We start from the raw sequence: 22598 nt of genomic DNA, 5'->3' as shown, positions 1-22598 counted from the left end.
AAACTATGAACGCATTAAAAAAATATTTAGGAATTGTTTGGATTGCTCTTGCTGCAGCAGTTGCTTACTTTTCAATTGGAATCTTTGGTTATAAATTAACCACAGGAAAACAAGACGATTTAGTTTTTGGAATTATTGTTTTCTTCATTTTATTACCTATGATTGTTACTGGTTTAACCATTTTTGGCTGGTATGCAATCACCGATGAATACGAAGATTAAATAATTTTATTGGTTAGTCTCAGAAGCTCTTATTAATTTAAGGGCTTTTGAGCATTTATAACAGATTGTTTAAAAGTTTAAAATGTTTAAGGGTTTAAAGGTTTAAAAGTTTAGGAGTATAGAAGTTTGTTAGTTTAAAAGTTTAGGAGTTTGAAAACTTTGTTTAAATTCGTGAAAATTTATCCAACAATAATTTGTGTAATTTGTGTTTATAAAATGAAAAAGCGACACCAACAAAAAATGATAATTGTTTCAATGGTTTTACTCATGGGATTTAATCTTCCTATAGTATTGCTATTTGACTCGTCTCAAAATCTGTTGGGCTTTCCTGTAATTTATATTTATTTCTTTTCTATTTCTTTGATTTCCATACTTATTTCTTTATTAATTGTAACTCGATATAATGAATAGTATAGCTCTTTTAGTGATTCTTTCGGGCTATTTGGCCGTTCTTTTTTATATTGCTTATTGGGCAGAAAAAAAAGGAAATAGCAAATGGACGAATAATCCATATATCTATACTTTATCTTTAGCGGTATATTGCACAGCTTGGACGTATTATGGTAGTATAGGCGTTGCAGCCGATAGTGGTTTGAGTTATCTTCCAATTTATCTTGGACCAATCATTATTGCACCTTCCTGGATTTTAATTCTAAAGAAAATTATTCGAATTTCTCGAGTTAACAAAATTTCAAGTATTGCCGATTTTATTTCGCTTCGTTACGGAAACAGTCGTTTTCTTGGTGCCATAGTAACCGTTATTTGTTTGACAGGAATTATTCCATACATTTCGTTACAACTCAAAGCTATTTCAGAAACATTTCACGTAGTAACCAATACACCAACTAGCAAAAACATTTTTGATGATACCACAACACTTGTAGCAGTGGCTTTAGCACTTTTTGCTTCTTATTATGGAACCAGATATGTAGATGCTTCCGAAAAAAGAAAAGGAATTGTTACTGCTGTTGCAATGGAAAGTGTTTTGAAACTGGTTTTCTTCGTGATAATTGGAGTTTATGTAACCTTTTTTGTTTTTGATGGTTTTGATGATATTTACCAAAAAGCTTCTTTGTTAGAAAATTTTAAAGAGAAAAACACTATTGGTGGCTTACCGCAAGCAATTAACTGGTTTTTGCTTTGTGTTTTATCCATGTTTGCTATTTTCTTATTACCACGTCAATTTCAAGTTGGAGTAATCGAGAATAACCGCGAAAATCACATTAATACAGCCGTTTGGTTGTTTCCTTTATACCTTTTAATTTTCAATATTTTTGTATATCCAATAGCTTGGGGTGGCAATATTTTATTTGAAGGTCAAAATGTAAATTCAGACACTTATTCATTATTAATTCCGCAATTATTTGACCAAAAAACATTAACGGTAATGGTTTTTCTAGGTGGATTTTCGGCAGCAATATCTATGATTGTTGTTTCTTCCATCGGATTATCAACTATGGTGACTAATAATATTTTGATTCCTTATAATTTACTTGGAAAACTTAAAGGTAACGATGAAACCATTAGCAGTAGAAAAATTCTTAACAGTAGAAAAATTGGCATCTTTTCGCTAATCATAACATCTTATTTTATTTATAGACTATTTGGATTAGATTATAATTTGGTTTCAATAGGAATGATTGCTTTTGTGATCATAGCCCAATTGGCACCTGCTTTTTTTGGTGCTTTATTCTGGAAAAGAGGTTCGCGTTTAGGCGCCGTTTACAGTATTTTAGTTGGTTTTGCTATTTGTATTTATACATTGTTAGCACCATATGCAATTGGTTTAAGCAATAGTTCGAGTACCTTTATTTCTGATGGATTATATGGAATTTATTTACTGAAACCTTTTCAATTGTTTGGATTAGATTATTTGCAACCTGTTCCGCATGCATTATTCTGGAGTTTGTTTTTTAATACGATTACTTATTTTGCGGTTTCTGTTAGTTTTAAAGGAAATTACCGCGAACGCAATTATGCCGAAATGTTTGTAGATATTAGCCGTTACATAACCAATCACGAAAATGCTTTTATCTGGAAAGGAACTGCATATAGAAACGATATTGAGAAAGTATTGATTCGTTTTCTTGGTGAAGAACGCACCAAAAGAGCCATGAATATTTTCAATGTAAAATATAATGTTGATAAAGACATTGAATTGGCAGATGCACGTTTAATCAAATTTTCTGAAAATCTTTTAACAGGTCATATCGGAACAGCTTCGGCTAGAATTTTGATTTCGAGTGTTGTGAAAGAAGAAAAAATAAGCTTACCTGAAGTTCTAAAAATCCTAGAAGAATCGAAAGAGAATATTATAATCAATAAAAAACTAACAGAAACTTCTAACGAATTAAAAGAAATCACTGCCAAATTGCAAAATGCTAATCTTTCGCTTATGGTAAAAGACAAGCAAAAAGACGAATTTTTGGATACAGTAACACACGAACTTCGTACGCCAATTACAGCGATTCGTGCTGCTAGTGAAATTTTGCACGACGATGATGAAATTCCGGATGAATTGAAAAAACAATTTCTTCAAAATATCATTTCTGAATCTGATAGATTGAATCGTTTGATTGATAAAATTTTAGATTTAGAAAAATTTGAAACAGGTAAACAAACTATTAATCCTGGAAAATATAATTTGGTTGCAACCATCGAAAAAGCGATTGAGCCTTTACAGCAATTAATCAGAAATAAAAATATCTCAATTCATATAGAAAGTAAAGATACTGTAAAAGCTTTTTATGATGAAGATAGAATTTTTCAGGTGATAACTAACTTAGTGTCAAACGCAATTAAGTTTTGTCCTGAAAAAGAAGGGTTAATTACCATTCAAATTTTTGAAAAAGAAGATTTTATTCATACTTTAGTACATGATAATGGAAAAGGAATTAATCCGAATGATTTTGAAGCAATTTTTGAAAAGTTCTACCAATCAACCAACCAAAATATCAAAAAACCGGTAGGTAGCGGTTTAGGATTAGCTATTTGCAAACAAATTATAGATCATCACAAAGGTAAAATTTGGGCTCAATCTAGTGTAAAAGGCGCTTGTATTGTGTTTACTTTACCAAAACAAAAAGTAGATTTCAATTAGCAAAAAGCAGATTTAAGATAACTAAAAAACAGATAGATAATCGTAAAATTGAATTTAAATTTTGAAATTGATTTTTGAAGTTGATTTTTGAAGTTGAAATTGAATATAGAAATTTAAAAAATGAAAAAGATTTTAATAGTCGATGACGAGCCTAACATAGTAATGTCACTTGAATATACGTTCAAGAAAAATAACTACGAAGTTTTTATAGCACGCGACGGACAAGAAGCCTTAGATATTGTGAAAACCAGTTATCCTGACGTTATCATTCTAGATGTAATGATGCCAATGGTTGACGGTTATGCAACAATTGAACAAATAAGAAAAGATGATAATCTAAAACATACCAAAGTAATTTTTCTTTCTGCCAAGAACAAAGAAAGCGATATAGAAAAAGGAATGGCTCTTGGTGCTGATGCCTATATGACAAAACCATTTTCTATTAAGAAAGTGGTGGATAAAGTGTTGGAGTTGCTTTCATAATTTATGAAGATTCATTTTTATTCATTCAAAATTCATAAGTAATTCTGCGTTTTTATTCCAAATAGAGATAGTTTGTGCTATGCTTGATGTAATAATTTTTTTTCCGTTTTTATTCCATGAAATTCCCCATAAATATTCTTTAGATTTTCCTTCTGAAATTAGATTTCCTTTTTCATCCCAAATTCTTAATGCGTCACTTGCTGAAGCTAATCGGTTGCCTTCTGGATTCCATGTCAGATTTCGATATTCACCTTTGCTTATATCAGTTAATTTTATCAAATTACCTTGCTCATCCCAATATTGAAGCAATGATTTATAAGTATCATAGCCATAATCTCCTGTTACAAAAAAGAAGCCCGACTTGTGCCAAGCAACACTTAATAGTAAAACATCTTCTTCTCTGTGTTTTATAGTTTGGAGCAAATTTCCATCCATTGATAAAATTCTGATTTTATCAGAAACTGTTACAAAAATATTTTTGCTCGGATGCCAATCAATTGCAGTGATTCCTTTCGTTGAATTATTTTCATTGGCAAACTTTCTAATCAATTCTCCTTTATCATCAAATAGTGTAATTTGTCCGTCATTATCAGCAACTGTTAGAAACTCACCGTTATAATTCCAATCAATTCCTCTTGCGCCATCAGGTGAAATTCCATTTAGTTCAATTTTAGAATTGGTATCTAAATTAAGTAACATTGCTTTATCATCAGAAATTTGTGTTGCAACTGCAATAACATTTTTGTTAGGATGCCATTTTACTCGAGTTATTGTTCCTTTTATTGCAAATGATTTATATAATTTTAAACTTTTTGCATCATAAATTTTCAAAGAATCAATATTACCACCAATTGCAATGAATTTCCCATTTGGACTCCAATCAGTTGTCCATAGTATTTGTTTTTCTTTTGCATTTTGAGCAAAAAGATGAGTATTGAAAGTAATTAACAATATAGTAAGTTTAATCAGTGCGTTTTTTATTATCATAATTACTTTTGATTATGCATCAAACTTAACATCATTTTGAGTATTTGAAGATTTTTTTTTGTAAAAAAAGTGTAAATCTTTATTAAATACATTTTTAATAAACTAAAAAGTAAATACTTTTGAAACATGAAACAAAAGTATGTTTTTATCTTATTCTTAATCGTCTTAGGTGTTTTTGCAATTCCTTTTTGCTCTAACTATCTTGCAGAATCAATAATAGATAATTCAAAAAATGAAATTATTTTGAGAAAAATAGGGCATGAGGTTTTGATTAGCTCTAATGATAGAACTTCTAGAGTGCTACCAATAAAAACAATTTCAAAAAATGAATTTCAAATTAGATTTGAAAATCAATTTGCTTTTTCTCCTGATTCACTTATCAATATTCTTCAAAATAACATTTCAAAAAGTTCTTTTCCAAAAGAATACTCTGTCTCAGTTAAGAAATGTTTAAGTGAAGTCATTGTTTATGGTTTTCATATTGATGCTGATTCAAGTAAAAATGTTATTACTTGTATTGGAAGAAAAATGCCTCTAGATTGTTATGTTATAACTTTAAAATTTGCTTCAAAAACCAATATTTTATTTACTAAATATTCTTTTTTTGCAATTTTATTTTTAGCAATTTCAATTTTCTTTTTGATGCGATTTAGAAATGAAAAAATAGAAAAAGAAGTAATTATTGCTGACGATGAAACCAACATAACAATTGGAAAATATATATTCTACTTCCAAAAAAATCAGCTTCAATTTGAAATGGAACAAATTTCATTAACTCCCAAAGAATCTAAATTATTGTATATTCTTTCATCATCTCCAAATGAAATCATCGATAGAAATACTTTACAAAAGGAAATTTGGGAAAATGAAGGCGTAATAGTTACTAGAAGTTTAGATATGTTTATTTCAAAACTAAGAAAAAAATTAGATAAAGATTCCACAATTACTATTGTAAACATTCATGGTGTTGGTTATAAATTAGAAATAAAAAGTTAATTTTTTAAATTAGATAGTAGATTACGAAATCGATTTCGTATATACCTATTTAGCAAGAATATTTTATGTCGTATTGATAATTTATTTACATTTACTTATGTAATTAAATCAACTACAAACCAATCAATACGAATGAATTACCAAGAATTTTACAACCAAAGTATTCAATCTCCTGAAGCCTTTTGGAAACAACAAGCAGACCAATTAGAATGGTATAACAAACCAACTACTATTTTATCAAAAGATGATAATGATTATCCATTATGGTTTAAAGATGGAGAATTAAATATGTGTTATTTAGCTTTAGATAAGCACATTCAAGACGGCTATGGAGATCAAACAGCTATCATCTACGATTCGCCAGTAACTCAAAATGTAAAGAAGTATACTTATAACGAAGTCAAATCAGAAGTAGCCAAACTAGCAGGCGGAATGATTTCTTTAGGATTGAAAAAAGGAGATACGGCTGTAATTTATATGCCAATGATTCCACAAGCAGCATTTGCCATGTTAGCTTGCGCTCGAATAGGAGTAACGCATTCAGTAGTTTTTGGTGGATTTGCACCACATGAATTAGCTATAAGAATTGATGACTGCAAACCAAGAGCCATCATAACTGCTTCTTCTGGAATAGAAATCGATAGATTAATCGCCTACAAACCTTTAGTTGATGAAGCGATAGAATTGGCCGAACACAAACCTAAAAAAGTAATCGTTTTCAATAGAAAATTAGGTGCAAGAATTCCTTTCAAAAAATATGATGTAGATTACGATGCCTTAGTTTATGGTTCAGAAGAAGTGCCTTGTGTTCCTGTAAATGCAACACATCCATTATACGTTTTATACACTTCTGGAACAACTGGAAAGCCAAAAGGAATCGTAAGAGATACAGGTGGTTATGCTACTGCACTTAAATTTTCAATGCAATACATTTATGGAGCGAAACAAGACGAAATTTTTTGGGCTGCATCCGATGTGGGTTGGGTAGTTGGACACAGTTATATTGTTTACGGACCACTTATTAATCGAAATACAACAGTAATTTTTGAAGGAAAACCAATCAGAACTCCAGACGCAAGTACGTTTTGGCGAGTGATTGCAGAGCATAGAGTAAGTATCATGTTTACAGCTCCAACGGCTATTCGCGCTATCAAAAAAGAAGATCCTAATGGTGAATTTATTAAACAATATGATTTGTCATGTTTAAGAACGCAATTCTTAGCTGGTGAACGTTGCGATGTAGCTACTTTAGATTGGTACCGCGAACACATTCCAGTTCCTGCAATTGACCATTGGTGGCAAACAGAATCGGGTTGGCCTATGATTGCCAACATGATGGGCGTGGAGTATTTACCAATTAAACCAGGTTCTGCTGGAAAAGCAGTTACTGGTTATGATATCAGAATTTTTGGCGAAAACGGACAAGAATTAGGACCAAACGAAGAAGGCTATGTAGTTATCAAATTGCCATTGCCACCAGGAACAATGCTTGATTTATGGGGAGATAATGAACGTTTCAAAGCGGGTTATTTAAACAAATTTCCGGGTTATTATTTCTCTGGTGACGGTGGTTATAAAGATGATGAAAATTACATATATATTACAGGTAGAGTAGATGATGTAATAAATGTGGCAGGTCATAGACTTTCTACTGCAGAAATGGAAGAAATCGTTTCGTCTCATCATTCAGTAGCAGAATGTGCTGTTATTGGTATTAACGACGATTTGAAAGGTCAAGTTCCATTGGCTTTAGTAGTAAATAAATCTGGTGAAGATATTGAGCATTTTCAATTGCAACATGAAGTTGTTCATTTGGTTAGAGATCAAATTGGAGCGGTTGCTTCATTACGCGATGTTGTAATTGTTCAAAGACTACCAAAAACACGTTCGGGTAAAATTTTAAGAAAATTATTAAGAAGTATTGCCGACGGAGAAAATTTCCAAATTCCATCAACTATTGACGATGAAGCTATTATAGATGAAGTAAGAGAGGATTTTGAAAAAGCTAAAATTGGTTCTTTTAGATAATTTTTAAAGAAAATAGAGAAAAGAGAATTTAATGTACTCACATCTATTTTCTATTCTCTATATTCTTTCATCTCAAAGCAAACTATACTTATTTAGCAACAAAAATCTTTTCCAAACAAATAGAATATTTATATTTACACAAAATAAAGACTATTTATCAGTCACTATTAACTAATTACTAAAAATAAACCATGAGTTATTATACAATTGACAATTTAGAGCATTACTTTAAAATGTATAAAAAATCGGTGCGTGAACCAAGAAAATTTTGGGACAGAATTGCCGATGAAAATTTTACTTGGTACCAAAAATGGGAAAAAGTAATGGAATTTGATATGCAAGAAGCACAATTCAAATGGTTTGTGGATGCAAAAGTGAATATCACAAAAAACTGTATCGACAGACATTTGGCTAAAAAAGGCGAGAAGACCGCTATAATTTTCGAACCAAACGATCCTAGCGAAGAAGCACAACATATTTCATATAACGAATTGTATGCAAGAGTTTCTAAAATGGCTAATGTTCTTCGTGAACAAGGCGTTAAAAAAGGAGACAGAGTATGTATTTATCTTCCAATGATTCCTGAATTGGCTGTTTCTATTTTGGCTTGCGCTAGAATTGGAGCTATCCATTCGGTTGTTTTTGCTGGATTTTCTTCTTCAGCAGTTTCAACTCGTATCAATGATTCTGAATGTAAAATGGTTATTACTTCTGATGGAAGTTATAGAGGAAATAAAGCCATTGACCTTAAAGGAATTGTGGATGAAGCATTAGAAAAATCACCTTGTGTTGAAAAAGTTTTAGTGGTTAAAAGAACTAATACGGAAGTAAATATGAAAGAAGGCCGTGACCAATGGTTACAACCATTAATGGACGCAGCGATTCCAAATTGTGTTGCCGAAATTATGGATGCTGAAGATCCATTATTCATTTTGTATACTTCAGGTTCTACTGGAAAACCTAAAGGAATGGTTCATACTACAGCAGGTTACATGGTCTATACCGCTTATACTTTTAAAAACATATTCAAATACGAAGAAAACGACGTCTATTGGTGTACTGCTGATATAGGTTGGATTACTGGACATTCTTACATTCTTTACGGACCACTTTTGAACGGTGCAACTACAGTAATTTTTGAAGGCGTTCCATCATATCCAGATTTTAGTCGTTTTTGGGAAGTAATTGAAAAACATAAAGTCAATCAATTCTACACTGCGCCAACTGCTATTCGTGCTTTGGCAAAAGAAAGTTTAGATTATGTACAACGTTTTCCATTAAGCTCGCTTAAAGTTATTGGTTCCGTTGGTGAGCCGATTAACGAGGAAGCTTGGCACTGGTATAATGACCACGTAGGAGGAAAGCGTTGTCCGCTAGTAGATACTTGGTGGCAAACAGAAACAGGTGGTATTATGATTTCGCCAGTTCCATTTGTAACGCCAACTAAACCAACCTATGCATCCTTACCATTACCAGGAATTCAACCAGTTTTAATGGACGAATTGCGCAACGAAATTGAAGGCAATCAAGTTACAGGAAGTTTGTGTATCAAATTCCCATGGCCATCGATGGCTCGAACGATTTGGGGTGATCATCAACGTTATAAAGAAACTTACTTTACAGCTTTTCCAGGTAAATATTTTACTGGTGACGGTGCTTTGCGCGATGAAGTTGGTTATTACAGAATTACGGGTAGAGTAGATGACGTTATCATTGTTTCTGGACATAATTTAGGAACTGCTCCAATTGAAGATTCTATTAATGAGCATCCAGCTGTGGCAGAAAGTGCTATCGTTGGTTTCCCACATGATGTGAAAGGAAATGCGCTTTACGGATTTGTAATTTTAAAAGAAAGAGGTGAAGGAAGAGATAGAGATAATTTAGCGAAAGAGATTAACCAATTGATTTCTGATCAAATTGGACCAATTGCCAAATTAGATAAAATTCAGTTTGTATCTGGTTTGCCTAAAACACGTTCAGGTAAAATCATGCGTAGAATATTGCGTAAGATTGCCGAAGGAGATTTCTCTAACTTTGGTGACACATCAACATTACTGAATCCAGAAATTGTTGACGAAATCAAAGACGGAAAACTTTAGTTTATTTTAGTTTATTTAGTTAAAAACTGCTTCAGAAATGGAGCAGTTTTTTTATTTCTTCGATTTATTTATAAAATGTTTCACCAAAACAAAAACCGAAAACATAAACGTAATAAAGTAAATTGCCGAAAGTGCAGGTTTCTCTATAGTTAGGTTTTTAAAATCAATTTGCTTGAACAATGCTGAACCAACTATAATGGCTACAATTGTCAGGAGAAATAAGGGTGGGTTGTTTTTATTCATGGTTTTTCTTTTAAAGTTTTTTCAATTATTAAAATTGAGAATAAAGTAATAATTAATTTTTTACAATCTTAAAAAATTGCATTTCATCATTTTTAAAATAAACTTTCAACCAATAAATTCCTTTTGCTGATTGATCAAATGAAATATTTTTTTCTGAAGTTTTTGCTATCATTTGACCAAGAACGGTGTAAATTTCAATAAAATTAATTTGATTATCCTTGTCTTCAATCATTACAAAATCTGTTGTCGGATTAGGATAAATTTTAATTTTATTTGAAAAAGAATTCTCAGAAACAGCTAAACCACTACAAATACCATGCGTTCCATGTTGGTTGCGTTGCGGACTGTTTGCCATAGCAGTTTGCATTCTTGTAACTTGATCGGTTGTAAACATATACATGCTTGGGTTGGCGGTGTAATCCATAAAATTCATAAACATTTCGCCATCGGGAGCATTACTCGGAGAACTACACGAACCAACGCCTTGTGGATAAGTCGGATTTCCTGCACTTGGGTCGGCTTGTGAAGGCGTGTCGTTGCAAAAATCACTCAAACAGTTACCATCGCCCCAAATGTGTCGTAATCCTAACCAATGCCCAATTTCGTGTGTTAGCAAACGCCCGGAAACATCAGTATTGACATAAATTCCAGCAGGGTAAATCAAATAAGAACCAACCGACTTGGCATAACACCATACACCGTCATTTAAACTAGTTGTAGCATTTGCAGGAATTCCAGAAAGTCCACTTAATGGTGGCGGCGTTGCAAATCCTTTGGAGTTTAAGGCATCGCTTTTGTCGGTTACCCAAATGTTCAAATATTTAGTTGCATCCCAAATACTTTGCGGCTTTACCGTGTTATCGATAAAATTTCTCAAATCTTGATTATTTGCAAACACATTCGGGTTTTGCCAACCTTTTTCTATATAATTAATGCGTTCAATTCCAGGTTCGGAAAGTGGAATTCCTGACGGATTTACTTGTGCCAAACAAAATTGTATTTCGCTATTCGCAATTTTAATTCTACCCAAATTATCCAAATTCCCAGACGGAATTGATTGATTTATTGCCCAGTTCACAAAAGCATTGGCTGGATAATCTTCAACATTCAAGCCAGTTCCTGTGTAATCTTGGTTCAAAACTACAATTTGTGAGTTGACTTGTTGCGCTTCAATATTTGGAAAAACACCCACATTTTCGCCACCATGAATTATGTGAAAAATCACTGGAATTTGATAAACAATATTGGTTGTTCGTGACTTTTTGTATTGTGTAACAAGCTTTTGAAACTCCATTTCCCATTCGTCAGAAATTGTTTGCGTAGCGCAAAAACTAGTATTTTCTTGTGCTGGCAAAACAGCAATTTGAAAAAATAAGAGTAAAGTATAGATTGATTGTTTCATTTGGTTAGTTTAATCCAAGTAAGACTCATTTTTTTTAATTTGGTTTAAACTCAACACCTAATTGTGTAATTTTATTGTCTTTAAAACCAACTATAATGTATGAGTAATTTATTGTAAATACCAATTATTGTTTTGGCAATAAGCTTGAAAGTATTTATTCTTTTGTTCCTGTCCAAGTGCCTTGCATTCCTGCTCCGTTATATATCCAAGTTCCGTTGCAGTTGGTGTTTTGAAAGTTGCCTACAAAGTCTAGGTTCATATTATAAGTTGCATTTTTCATAGTGGCAACCAAATTTCCATTTGCGGAAACTTGACCAGCTAATACAAAATCATGATCTGAACTAGATTGTGGCGTAATAACTTTTCCATCAAAACTTCCGTTTGCAGAAACTTTTGCTGTCCAACTTCCTTCAATGTCCCCTGTTAAATTTCCACTCCAATTTCCTTGATACGGATTTTGTGCAGCATCATTACTTTTTGAACAAGAAATGACTGTAATTAATGCCGATAGAAGTAGAAAAAGGTTTAGTAAGATCAGTGCTTTTTTCATTTCTTCAGTTTATTATTTTCCGCAATTTTGTTCGTATAAGTCAACTAAATAGGAAATACCTTTTTTCTTTAATTCTTCTTTGGTTACCAATTCTGACAGTTTTGGACAAGCTGTTTCAAAATAGCCTTTTAGAGTTTTCTTTAAAGCTGGAAAACAATTCATGCACAAACTGATACCATCACCACCAAATTCCTCAAGAAATAATGCGAAGTCTTCATTTTGTCTTTTAATATAAAAAGTTCCTGCACCACCAGTTTTGGTACCAAAATCATAAGCTGAATACGTTGAATAAATTGAAATTTTACCTTCTTTTACAATTCTTGCCCAAACTTTTTTATCGCCTGGTTTTATTTTATTGAGATTAAACGTGCTTTGCTCGGCAAGTTTTAAAGTAACATAGTTAATTGTTTCCATTTTGTCATTGGTGATTTCAAAACTAGTTACTTCTTCTAAACTGAATTTTTCAACTTTGCCTTTTTCTTCTGCTTTAAATTTGATTTTGGCATCATCTGGATATTCCGGCAATTCAATAAAGCCATTTTTAGACGTGCCATTGGTTAATGTGATTTTGGCTTTGTAAAATTTTGCCGAAACTAATAATGGGAATAGTAATAATACAATTAGTGCTTTTTTCATTTTTTTGATTTATTATTTTTAAAATTACACACAAAGAGTGTATATACTTGAAATATTGCGCTAATCATTCAATTCCTTCATAACTAGCCAAATAATTTCTTCAAATATACCAAAACACTCAATAAATCTTACAAAAGTTTATTAACAAAGCAAGAAAGCTTTCAACACCTTTTGCGGTTTTTCGCCATAGTGTTGTAAAATAGTGTTGCAAACGAGAAAATAGTGTAGTGGTTATTGTAGCAATGCTTGTATAGCAGCGTCGGTAATTACTGGGTTGGCGCCATTGTGTGAGGCAACTAAAGCACCAACGGCGCAACCATATTCTACCGCGTGCAAAAAGTCGGTTTGGTATAAAAATTTAGACAAAAAACCTGCTAAAAAGCTATCGCCAGCACCAATGGTATCGGCTACTTGTACGCTAAAACCTTTGTGGCTGTAAAACTGCTTGTCGGTAAACAAAACTGCGCCATCTTTACCTTTGGTAACGCAAATAGAGTGGGTGTTAGTAAGCTCGGCAAGAAACAAAATATTGGCTTCAATTTTACTAGAAGTCGAGCCTAAAGCCTGCGCCACTTCTAGCAATTCGTCATCGTTTAGCTTTACAAAATCGGCTAATTCCATCATTTCTTTCAAAAAAGTTATCGAGTAAAACGGCGGTCTTATGTTTACATCAAATATTTTGTACTTAGCGACTTTTAGCAATTTCAAAAGCGTATGGCGAGAAACATCATCTCGACACGCCAACGAACCGTAAACCAAGGCATCGGCTTCTTGTACAGCTTGCAAATTGGCAGCAGTCAACTCAATTTTGTCCCAAGCCGACGGATAGACAATGTCGTAGGTTGCGCTTCCGTTTTCGTTTAGATGCACCAACACTTCGCCAGTTGCCAATGTGGCGTCTTGTTGTATTAATTCGGTAGTGACGTTTTTGTCTTTTATAATAGCAAGAAGTTCGTTGCCCAAAGCATCGTTTCCAATTTTAGAAATCATTTTGGTTTCAATACCAAGTGATTGCAAGCGAATAGATACGTTCATAGGCGCACCGCCAGCAATTTTGAATGTAGGCAAAACGTCCCATAAAACTTCTCCGAAACAAACGATCTTTTTTGTATTCATAATGTATTCTTTTTTCTGTGTTCTATGCTTTTTCCTTCTTTTAACCACATAGAGACATAGGTTTTACTTTGTGTATAAAGGCGCTGCGCTTGGTTTTAGATTACATAGTCTATTCTCATATTCTATGTTTTTCTTCTTTTAACCACATAGATACATAGGCTTTACTTTGTGGATAAAGGCGCTGCGCATGGTTTTAGATTACATAGTCTATATTCTTTTATCTTTTTTCTTTTTTCTTTTTTCTTTTTTCTAACTTCTGACTTCTAAATTCTGCCTTCAAAATTCTACCTTCAAAAATCACTCCGAAAGACTCTCCGACAATTCTTCTAACGTTTTTCCTTTTGTTTCAGGCATTTTTAAGAATACCCAAAAAAGTTGTCCAACCATCATTATACAGAAAATGGCGAAAACCGTTGCTGCACCGATTTTGTCAATAAGAAACGGCATAAACGACGGAATTAAGGCAGCCAAAACCCAATGAACCGATGTACCAAATGATTGACCGGCCGCACGCAATTTGTTAGGAAACAATTCAGAGATAAACACCCAAATAACGGCACCTTGACCTATAGCATGTGCTGCTATAAACAAGAAGAAAAAGACAGGTACAAACATGCCTTTCCATTCCATATAAAACGCGGTTGCGACTAATCCTAGCGAAATGATATAACCAACCGAGCCAATATACATAAGGGTTTTACGTCCATATTTATCGATTAACGAAATACCAACAATAGTAAAAATCAAGTTGATAACGCCAATTCCGATACTGCTCAAGAACGAAGCCGATTTTTCCAATCCAGCCAATTCAAAAATTCGTGGTGCATAGTACAAAAAGGCATTAATTCCAGATAATTGATTGAAAAAAGCAATGAAAAACGCTAATAATAACGGTTTTCTGTATTTTTTCATGAAGATATTTTCGTTGGTAGTTTTTTGCGAATGTTCTTTGCTAATAGCTTCAATTTCTTGATTTACAATAGTTTCATCAGGTTCGATAAGTTTTAGCACACGAATGGCATCTTCTTTATTATTTTTGTATTCGAGCAACCATCTCGGACTTTCTGGAACTCTAAGCACCAAAAGAGTGTAAATCAGCGCAGGAACGGTTTGAATTCCGAGCATCCAACGCCAGGCATTTTCGCCAATATCTTGCAAGAAATAGTTAGATACAAACGCAATTAAGATTCCGAAAACAATGTTGAACTGATACAAAGCAACCAATTGTCCACGTTGTTTAGCAGGAGCAATTTCAGAAACATACGAAGGCGCAACGATTGTAGAAACACCAATTCCGATACCGCCAATAAAACGGAAGAAAGCAAAAAGATAGGGTTCATTGGCAAATGCACAACCTAAGGCTGAAAGGAAAAACAGAACGCCTATAAAAATCAAAGTCTTTTTTCGTCCCCAAGAATTGGTTGGAATAGCACCAAAAATAGCACCCAAAACCGTTCCCCAAAGTGCCGAAGACATCACTACCAAACCGTGAAACAAATCGGAAGAGTGCCATAAATTTTGTAATTGTTTATCAGCTCCCGAAATAACAACTGTGTCAAAACCAAATAAAAATCCGGCCAACGCTACTACAATTGAATAATAAAGTAATTTTGAATTTTTCATATCAGAATAATTTAGTTCCAAACACTTTTTACAGTATTGATTTTTAAGTTTTTAAGTTTCGTAGCTTTTTGATTTGATTTAATAGCTAAAATCGAATATTCCTCATTTGGAAAAAATAAATTTGTCACCGAGAATTCACCTTTATTGATCAATATTTCAACAGATGATTTATCTAAAATTAACTGAAAAGAAGTAGCTTTTTTGCCAGCCAAATCCATTGATTGAATTTTGTTGGTAAAGGTTTCACTAAAATCAATTTTGCCTGATTTTAATCGGTTGGTAAACACTTTTCCATCTTTTAATTCAATTGAAAAAACGTCACCTTTTTGGTTAGAAAAAGCAATGCTTAAATTAGTTGTATTTTTATCTAAATCGAAAACAATTTCGGTTTGAGACAAATTAACATCATTGTTTAAAGGCAATTGAACCGTTTTTTTATTGAAAATAGGAGTAGTGATAGAAGCAAATGTTTCGACTATATTTTGTTCTAACTTATAGAAATAAACATCCTTTTTTAGTGTTAATTCTCTAGGTAAAGTCATGGCACTTCGCCAAACTTCTGTTGGTACTTTTTGTGCATATTGCCAGTTGCTCATCCAACCCAAAAGAACAGTTTTGTTATTGGGAACATTAGAAAAAGTTACACCTGCGTAAAAATCGGTGCCATAATCTAACCAAAGCGATTTTTGAGTTTCTTGAAATGTTTTACCATCAAAATTTCCAACAAAATAGCGGATTCCCGAACCACCATTGGGTGCTTTATCACCGTGATTTATGATCAAAACCCATTTGGTTTCACCAGAATCCGTTTTAATCTGAAACAAATCGGGACATTCCCAAACACCTAACTCCTTCAAATCATCTTCAGGTTTGAAAGTACTTTCATGTTGCCAGGATTTTAAATTAGCAGAAGAAAAAAACTTAATTTGATTGCCAACTGCCAAAGTCATAACCCATTTAGAAGTGCTTTCGTTCCAAAAAACTTTAGGATCACGAAAATCTTGTTCACCAGAATTATTCAAAACAGGATTTTGCTCGTATTTTGTCCACGTTAAACCTTCATCCAAACTATAAGCAATTCCTTGACTTTCAATATTTTTTCTCCCAGATTTCAAAATTTCTTCATTGTGATAAGTAAAAATGGCAATCATAGCGTTTTTTCCAAAACCAGCTGTATTCTCTTTATCGATTACACAACTTCCAGAGAAAATCCAACCCAAATTATCAGGATATAAAGCAATTGGTAATTGTTTCCAGTGAAGTAAATCGGTACTTTCGGCGTGTCCCCAATGCATTGGTCCCCAAACGGTTCCGTCTGGATAATATTGATAAAAAAGATGGTATTTTCCATTTAGATAAACCATTCCGTTAGGATCGTTCATCCATTTAGCTGGTGGTGTAAAGTGAAATTGTGGTCGGTAAGGCTCTTTATACTGCTGTGAAAACCCAAAAGAGAACAGAAAAGTTGTGAAAAAGAGAAAGAATTTCTTCATTATCGTTTATTTGTTATTTTTTTGACTAAAAATTAATAATCTTTTAAAAATATCAAAAAAAAACAAGAATAAAAAAAACACTACTAATAAAGCAGTGTTTTTTTTGATAGAAAACGTTTTCGTTACTATAAGTTAGAGACTTTTCAAAAGTATTGTCTCCATTACTTTATAACCTTCAAGATTAGGATGAACGCCGTCTTCTCCGTATTTTTTCAGCAAGCCTTTTTCGTTGTTAACCATAGCGTTATAATAATCTACGTAGCTCATTTTGTTGGCTTTGGCGTATTTTTTAAGTAATAAATTCAATTCAATTACCTTGTCGGCTGGTTTCAGTTTTGGATTCCAGTAAAAATTATTGGCTGGTAAAACCGAACACAAAACTACTTTGATTTTATTAGCTTTTGCCAATTCAACCATCGAGATGATATTTCCCATGATTTGTTCTAAAGTAATTGGTCCAGTATTTTCTGCAATATCATTGATTCCTGCTAAAATAACAACGGTTTCAGGCTTCAAGTTAATCACATCTTGACGAAAGCGCAAAAGCATTTGTGGTGTGGTTTGCCCAGAAATTCCACGATCAATAAAAGGGTTTTCTGCAAAAAAGGCTGCGTCATTTATTTTCCAAAATTCGGTTATAGAATCACCCATAAAAACTACACTTTTTGCAGTAGGAGTGAGGCTTTGGTTTTCTGAGGCATATTTATTTAGGTTAGCCCAATCGGTGTTCATAGTATTTTGACAAACAGAATTATAGATATTGAAAGTTACTAAAAGTAGTAATAGGTGAATTTTTAGCTTTTTCATTTTATTTAATTCCTAATCTTGATTTTAATTTCAAAAAAAGTAAAGCTATAGTGTAAGCATCGTCAGCAGTAGAAACTCTCTCGGCTTTTGGTACTTTGAAAAGTGTTCCTAAATCTTCCAAAGTAAAGTTTTTATCATTAATGTCGTGTAGTTTTTTGTACATAACTTCAATGTCTAATGCTTCATTTTTCAATCGTCCACAACCCAATTTTTCTAAAGCTTCGTTTATCATTTCTATATCAAAATTGACGCGATGTCCAACTAAAACGGCATTTCCCAAATATTTTATAAAATTTTGAATAGCTCTAGTTTCGGTAACTTTTTTTTGTTGTGTATGAATCAAAAATTCATTTTGACTGTCTTCTTTAGAAATAGTATCTTTTTGTGAAATAATAACTTCATAACTGTCGCCAATATGAATACTATTATTTTCAATTCCAATAGCTCCAATTGATAGAATTAAGTCTTTTTTTGGATTTAAACCCGTAGTTTCAGTTGATAAAACAACAAATCTTTTAGAAGGCTTTTTATCAAATTTAGATAAATAATTCTTCCAAAATGGTGGACTTTCTTTAGTAATATTTTTTATCCAATCAAACATAAGCTAGGAGAATTGAGTAAGTTGAAAAGAATCTTTAATCAAATCTTCCAATTCTTTCATCGGATTTAAAGCATTTTTAAGTTTTTCTTTGTCAGCTTTAGAAAGGTTTTCAATTGTGATATATTGTCCATCGTTATCATTTTTCAAACCTTCGGCGGTACGAATTTTATTTAATACTAAAAACGCTTCCGCACAAGCAAGAAAAACTTCAGAATTAGCTGGATTTGAAATAGCTAATTGTTTGAATCTTAGATAAGTATTATTAATTCCTTTGATGTGATTGCTTAATGTAAATAAACGAGCGGCATCAACCAATGGCATAATGGCTCTATTTTTTATATCAAATTTATCTTTGTAAATACCTTCATCTTCCAAATTAAATTTTTTGAAGAAACTAAGAGGAGCAGGCTTTCTAAGTGTATCGTTTCCTAAATAATCAAAAAACAAGCTATTTTTTTCAGTGTTTTTAATAACCAAATTGCTGATAGCTTCTTCAATTTTGGATTCACCAATTACCAACTCATAATCAAAGAATATCCCGCTTATTTTATCGCTATTTTCACCTGGAGTATTCATCCAAGTATTAAACTGTTTAATCCAGTCTGTCAATGATTTACACCAAATCATATTACTTGCATTGTGTCCATACGGACAAGGTGCATAACCAACTTTTTCTAAGATAGAAACCGTTTTTTTAGACAGTTTTATAAAATAATCTTTTACGTCTCTATATTTAGCTTCGGCAACATCTTCAAAAATTAAAAAACTATCTTGATCAGTTAACAATAATTGTTCTTTACGACCTTGACTACCAATGCTAAACCAAGCAAAACGAGCAGGAGCAGAGCCTAACTCAATAATAGCAATTTCTACAGCACGTTTTAAAATAGCAGTGTTTATTTCGCCAGCCACATTCATAACATGAGAAAGAGGAATATTTTTGTCTAACGATGTCTGGATAAGTTCGGCAAGTTTAAGTCTAACTTTTCGCAAATCTTTTGGTTCTTGAGAACGTTTGATTTCTTTAATCAAAACACCAGGATTGCTGGCTTGAGCTACAATTAAATCATGCTCAGTAATAATTCCTTTAACTTCCGATTTGTCTGTTCCATCAACGGTAACGCACAAATGACTCACGCTATATTGAAGCAAAAGCAGTTGAGCTTCGGCTAGAGAAACATTCTCAGTTACAGCAATAACAGGCGATGACATGATTTTATCAATAGTCGAAGTCATTGGAAATCGAGCAGTAGCTATTTTGGAACGCATATCACTATCAGTCACTATTCCGATAGGATAATTTTTATCGGTAACGATTACAAAATCAGAATTGCTTTCGGTCATTAATTGCGCCGTTTCTTTAACAACACTAGTAATAGTAGTAGTTAGCGGCGATTTATTATAAGTTAATGATTGAAAATATTGCGTTTCCGATTTAGAATTTGAAAATATCGCCGTATCCGAAATTAAATTTCCTTTAGAATCATTTGAGCTATAATTAGTGCTTGCAAAACTTTCTAAAAGAAAATTCAAAACTTCTGTATTTTGAGCAACAAAAGGCTTGAAAGTCGCGATAGGAATTGCGTAAATAATGCTTTCTTCACGAGCTTTTGCAGTCATCATGTAATTGTTTTTGGCAAAAAAAGGACGCAATCCAAAAATTTCACCTTCAACACATTTGTTTAATAATGTTTCTTCAGCATCGGAAACAACAGATAAATTGACAACGCCAGAAGCTACCACATAAAAACTATCATGAAGTTTATCATTAATTTGAAAAAGCGTTTGATTTTTTTCAAGATTAATCACGCGAATATTTGTTGCAATTTGAGTTAATTCGTCAAAAGATAAATTGCTAAACGGTAAATGTTCTTTAAGAAAATCAGCTATTCTAGATGCAATTGCGTTCATTGAGTATGATTAATTTTGAAATGTAAAAATAGTATTTAAAATAATAACTAACAATACAAAGAGTTGGATTTAAATAAAAAGTTGAATTCTCACAAAAACCTATAGAATAAGGGATTTTGAAACAATCTATTTTACATAATATAAATTATAGTTCAAATATATGTATATTATATTTATTCTGCAAAAGTGATATCTCTGAACTTTTTGCCAATTAATAAATTAAGTTTAAGTTTATAATCTTCAATCAACCAATCTCTATAATTTTTGCTACAATGACTTAAACATTTTGCATACCGATTCATTCTATAATCAATGTCATCAGCAAGTTCTCTAGCCAAAAGTTTTGCGCTATATAAATCTTCTGTATTAATTACACACATTGTTGCATGTTGTTCAAGCGATTTTTCAATAACAATTTTTGAACGTAGATTTTGAGAAATTGCCAATTTATGTTCTTCATCCACATCAAAAGTTACAATTTCAGTTTTAGAGAATTTTTTTCGCAATTCATCAGACATTACATATTTGAAATGCGTTTCAATTTCGGCATCATCCCGCAGATTTTCAAGATAATATTCTGGTGATTCGAAAATATGTTGCCAATTTACAGGATCACTCCACAAACCAAATCTTGCAGCATTGTTTCCTAAATCAATAACCGTGAATTCGTCTTTATGCGGTAATCTTCTTGATCCACGACCAATCATTTGAAAATACAATGTCAACGATTTTGTAGCTCTATTCAAAATTATACTTTCCACTGTTGGTTCATCAAAACCAGTTGTTAGAATTCCAACAGAAGTCAAAATAGCATTTGGTGTTTTCTTAAACCAATGCAAAATCTGCTTTCTATCTTCGGTTGAAGTCGTATTATCAAGATGTCTAATATCAAATCCGGCCGCTTTGAACGTTTCATAAACATATAAGGATGTATTGATTCCGTTGTTGAAAATCAGCGTTTTTTTACCTAAAGATTTCTCTGTATAAGCATGTAAAAGTTTCTCTTGCATTACCATATTACTATACAAATCATCAGAAGATTTTACTGTATAATCGCCATTAATTCCGACTTTTAACGAACTTAAACCAACATCATAGCTATAGGTTGTTGCTTTTGCCAAAAATCCATTTTCTACCAATGATGAAATTGTATCACCAACAATCAATTCGTTGTAATTTTGATACATTGGCAATTTTATATTAGAACTTAACGGAGTTGCTGTAACACCAAGAATAAAAGCGTTTTTGAACGAACTTAGCAGTTTTCTAAACGAATTATAGTGTGCTTCGTCAATAATTACCAATCCGATATTATCTAAATGAAGTTTTTCGTCGTTTATTCGGTTTTTTAGGGTTTCAACCATTGCAACAAAACACGAATAATCATTTTGATCTGGTAATTCTTTTACTTTGCTATTGATGATTTTGTTTTTAACGTCAAAACCTTTAAGCATTTTAGAAGTTTGCTTACAAAGTTCTATTCGATGTGTCAAAACCACCACTTTTTTGTCATGTTGTGACAAATAGCGTCTTACAATTTCAGAAAAAATCACTGTTTTTCCACCGCCAGTTGGCAATTGATATAATAAATGATAATTGCTTTCAGCATTATCTAATCGTTCAAAAATGGCGTCAATATCACCTTGTTGGTAACTATAAAGCTCCTTTTTTTCTTCGATTTCGGTTTCTATATCTATCTGTGGCATTATGCAGTTTTGGTGGTTTTGCAAAAATACACCCAAACAATAGTTAAATCAATATTATATCGATGAAAAGCAAAATTATAGGTTTAAGCGCTCCATTTTATCGATAAACTGATACGAATTCATCCATTTCTGATGTAAAGCTTCATCATGTACAGCCACTACTCTACTTTTGAATTCATAAAAAATTCCTTTTTCAAAAACAAAGGCAATAACTTGCTCATACGAATTAAACATGCTTTTGTAAAAAGCTTCTTGATTAATTTGTTTTTCAGATGAAAGTGTTTGCGCAATTTCTATATTGTAAAGCATAATATCAGCTATAATAAATGCATCAACGCCTAAAGAAATATAGTGTTTGATGAACTTTTGAGCAACCGAGCGACGCATTTTTGGTTTTTTGCCACGAATTGGGTAATATTCATTCGATATTTTGAGTTTTGCTTCTTTTACCAAATCATTTTCTTTTGGATTAAAAACAAAATCATAATAGACTTTTACATCTTTAAATTTTTCGTACAATTCAACAACTTGCTCTTCAAGCTGTGCCTTGGTTAGTTCGGAAACGAACTTTTTTAAATCTCTTTTACTCATAAAAA

The 22598-nt window shown here is 32.4% G+C and carries 18 protein-coding genes; 6 read left to right on the top strand and 12 right to left on the bottom strand.

All coding sequences use genetic code 11. The features are described 5' to 3' along the window. Positions 1–5 precede the first annotated feature (5 nt). From O9267_RS08185 to O9267_RS08175, 3 genes are all read left to right on the top strand, one after another. A complete protein-coding gene (locus O9267_RS08185; RefSeq protein WP_298178020.1) occupies positions 6–221 on the top strand; it encodes a DUF6814 family protein in 216 nt (71 codons plus the stop codon). A 403-nt stretch (positions 222–624) separates the two neighbouring features. Next, positions 625–3321 (top strand): ATP-binding protein, encoded by a 2697-nt coding sequence (locus O9267_RS08180; protein WP_298178017.1) that lies wholly within the window; start codon positions 625–627, stop codon positions 3319–3321. 120 nt (positions 3322–3441) lie between these two features. Next, positions 3442–3804 carry a response regulator gene (locus O9267_RS08175; RefSeq protein WP_298178014.1) on the top strand — a complete coding sequence of 121 codons (363 nt, stop codon included), beginning with the start codon at positions 3442–3444 and terminating at the stop codon, positions 3802–3804. A gap of 21 nt (positions 3805–3825) precedes the next feature. Here O9267_RS08175 and O9267_RS08170 read toward each other — a convergent pair whose 3' ends face one another. Then, on the bottom strand, positions 3826–4791 hold the full coding sequence (locus tag O9267_RS08170) for a hypothetical protein (protein WP_298178012.1): 966 nt from the start codon (positions 4789–4791) through the stop codon (positions 3826–3828). A gap of 126 nt (positions 4792–4917) precedes the next feature. Between O9267_RS08170 and O9267_RS08165 the strand changes: the two genes are divergently transcribed. The 3 genes from O9267_RS08165 to acs all read left to right on the top strand — a co-directional run bounded on the left by O9267_RS08165 (position 4918) and on the right by acs (position 9914). Next, the gene (locus O9267_RS08165; protein ID WP_298178010.1) at positions 4918–5787 is read left to right on the top strand and encodes a helix-turn-helix domain-containing protein; all 870 of its coding nucleotides are present in this window, start codon (positions 4918–4920) and stop codon (positions 5785–5787) included. Positions 5788–5913: 126 nt separating this feature from the next. Next, positions 5914–7815, top strand: coding sequence for an acetate--CoA ligase (locus O9267_RS08160; RefSeq protein WP_298178230.1), 1902 nt, complete (start codon positions 5914–5916; stop codon positions 7813–7815). Positions 7816–8006: 191 nt separating this feature from the next. Further along, entirely contained in the window at positions 8007–9914 is a 1908-nt protein-coding gene (acs, locus tag O9267_RS08155; RefSeq protein WP_298178008.1) for an acetate--CoA ligase, read from the top strand. Between the two features lie 295 nt (positions 9915–10209). Here acs and O9267_RS08150 read toward each other — a convergent pair whose 3' ends face one another. The 11 genes from O9267_RS08150 to O9267_RS08100 form a co-directional block, all read right to left on the bottom strand. Next, entirely contained in the window at positions 10210–11559 is a 1350-nt protein-coding gene (locus O9267_RS08150; RefSeq protein WP_298178005.1) for a M43 family zinc metalloprotease, read from the bottom strand. 154 nt (positions 11560–11713) lie between these two features. Further along, positions 11714–12109, bottom strand: coding sequence for a hypothetical protein (locus tag O9267_RS08145; RefSeq protein WP_298178003.1), 396 nt, complete (start codon positions 12107–12109; stop codon positions 11714–11716). Between the two features lie 12 nt (positions 12110–12121). Then, positions 12122–12745, bottom strand: a complete 624-nt coding sequence (locus O9267_RS08140; RefSeq protein WP_298178002.1) for a hypothetical protein — start codon at positions 12743–12745, stop codon at positions 12122–12124. Positions 12746–12976: 231 nt separating this feature from the next. Continuing rightward, positions 12977–13861, bottom strand: a complete 885-nt coding sequence (locus O9267_RS08135) for a carbohydrate kinase (RefSeq protein WP_298178001.1) — start codon at positions 13859–13861, stop codon at positions 12977–12979. 297 nt (positions 13862–14158) lie between these two features. Continuing rightward, positions 14159–15484, bottom strand: coding sequence for a sugar porter family MFS transporter (locus O9267_RS08130; protein ID WP_298177999.1), 1326 nt, complete (start codon positions 15482–15484; stop codon positions 14159–14161). 11 nt (positions 15485–15495) lie between these two features. Then, positions 15496–16977 (bottom strand): glycoside hydrolase family 32 protein, encoded by a 1482-nt coding sequence (locus tag O9267_RS08125; RefSeq protein WP_298177997.1) that lies wholly within the window; start codon positions 16975–16977, stop codon positions 15496–15498. A gap of 132 nt (positions 16978–17109) precedes the next feature. Continuing rightward, a complete protein-coding gene (locus O9267_RS08120; RefSeq protein ID WP_298177995.1) occupies positions 17110–17784 on the bottom strand; it encodes an SGNH/GDSL hydrolase family protein in 675 nt (224 codons plus the stop codon). Position 17785: 1 nt separating this feature from the next. Beyond that, the gene (locus O9267_RS08115) at positions 17786–18385 is read right to left on the bottom strand and encodes a 3'-5' exonuclease (RefSeq protein WP_298177992.1); all 600 of its coding nucleotides are present in this window, start codon (positions 18383–18385) and stop codon (positions 17786–17788) included. A gap of 3 nt (positions 18386–18388) precedes the next feature. Beyond that, positions 18389–20296 (bottom strand): DUF294 nucleotidyltransferase-like domain-containing protein, encoded by a 1908-nt coding sequence (locus O9267_RS08110; protein ID WP_298177990.1) that lies wholly within the window; start codon positions 20294–20296, stop codon positions 18389–18391. A gap of 173 nt (positions 20297–20469) precedes the next feature. After that, the gene (locus O9267_RS08105; protein ID WP_298177988.1) at positions 20470–22002 is read right to left on the bottom strand and encodes a DEAD/DEAH box helicase; all 1533 of its coding nucleotides are present in this window, start codon (positions 22000–22002) and stop codon (positions 20470–20472) included. A gap of 75 nt (positions 22003–22077) precedes the next feature. Then, a complete protein-coding gene (locus O9267_RS08100; protein WP_298177986.1) occupies positions 22078–22593 on the bottom strand; it encodes a DUF6155 family protein in 516 nt (171 codons plus the stop codon). Positions 22594–22598: the final 5 nt, after the last annotated feature.

It is taken from the genome of Flavobacterium sp., assembly GCF_027531705.1.
In the GTDB taxonomy this organism is placed as follows: domain Bacteria; phylum Bacteroidota; class Bacteroidia; order Flavobacteriales; family Flavobacteriaceae; genus Flavobacterium.
This window is presented reverse-complemented; position numbering and strand designations above follow the sequence as displayed.

What these genes read in the sequence shown, in the direction of transcription:
- O9267_RS08140 (WP_298178002.1), bottom strand. Translation starts at nt 12,745, where the DNA reads ATGAAAAAAGCACTAATTGTATTATTACTATTCCCATTATTAGTTTCG.
- O9267_RS08165 (WP_298178010.1), top strand. Translation starts at nt 4,918, where the DNA reads ATGAAACAAAAGTATGTTTTTATCTTATTCTTAATCGTCTTAGGTGTT.
- acs (WP_298178008.1), top strand. Translation starts at nt 8,007, where the DNA reads ATGAGTTATTATACAATTGACAATTTAGAGCATTACTTTAAAATGTAT.
- O9267_RS08110 (WP_298177990.1), bottom strand. Translation starts at nt 20,296, where the DNA reads ATGAACGCAATTGCATCTAGAATAGCTGATTTTCTTAAAGAACATTTA.
- O9267_RS08100 (WP_298177986.1), bottom strand. Translation starts at nt 22,593, where the DNA reads ATGAGTAAAAGAGATTTAAAAAAGTTCGTTTCCGAACTAACCAAGGCA.
- O9267_RS08145 (WP_298178003.1), bottom strand. Translation starts at nt 12,109, where the DNA reads ATGAAAAAAGCACTGATCTTACTAAACCTTTTTCTACTTCTATCGGCA.
- O9267_RS08125 (WP_298177997.1), bottom strand. Translation starts at nt 16,977, where the DNA reads ATGAAGAAATTCTTTCTCTTTTTCACAACTTTTCTGTTCTCTTTTGGG.
- O9267_RS08180 (WP_298178017.1), top strand. Translation starts at nt 625, where the DNA reads ATGAATAGTATAGCTCTTTTAGTGATTCTTTCGGGCTATTTGGCCGTT.
- O9267_RS08185 (WP_298178020.1), top strand. Translation starts at nt 6, where the DNA reads ATGAACGCATTAAAAAAATATTTAGGAATTGTTTGGATTGCTCTTGCT.
- O9267_RS08130 (WP_298177999.1), bottom strand. Translation starts at nt 15,484, where the DNA reads ATGAAAAATTCAAAATTACTTTATTATTCAATTGTAGTAGCGTTGGCC.
- O9267_RS08135 (WP_298178001.1), bottom strand. Translation starts at nt 13,861, where the DNA reads ATGAATACAAAAAAGATCGTTTGTTTCGGAGAAGTTTTATGGGACGTT.
- O9267_RS08175 (WP_298178014.1), top strand. Translation starts at nt 3,442, where the DNA reads ATGAAAAAGATTTTAATAGTCGATGACGAGCCTAACATAGTAATGTCA.
- O9267_RS08115 (WP_298177992.1), bottom strand. Translation starts at nt 18,385, where the DNA reads ATGTTTGATTGGATAAAAAATATTACTAAAGAAAGTCCACCATTTTGG.
- O9267_RS08170 (WP_298178012.1), bottom strand. Translation starts at nt 4,791, where the DNA reads ATGATAATAAAAAACGCACTGATTAAACTTACTATATTGTTAATTACT.
- O9267_RS08105 (WP_298177988.1), bottom strand. Translation starts at nt 22,002, where the DNA reads ATGCCACAGATAGATATAGAAACCGAAATCGAAGAAAAAAAGGAGCTT.
- O9267_RS08150 (WP_298178005.1), bottom strand. Translation starts at nt 11,559, where the DNA reads ATGAAACAATCAATCTATACTTTACTCTTATTTTTTCAAATTGCTGTT.
- O9267_RS08120 (WP_298177995.1), bottom strand. Translation starts at nt 17,784, where the DNA reads ATGAAAAAGCTAAAAATTCACCTATTACTACTTTTAGTAACTTTCAAT.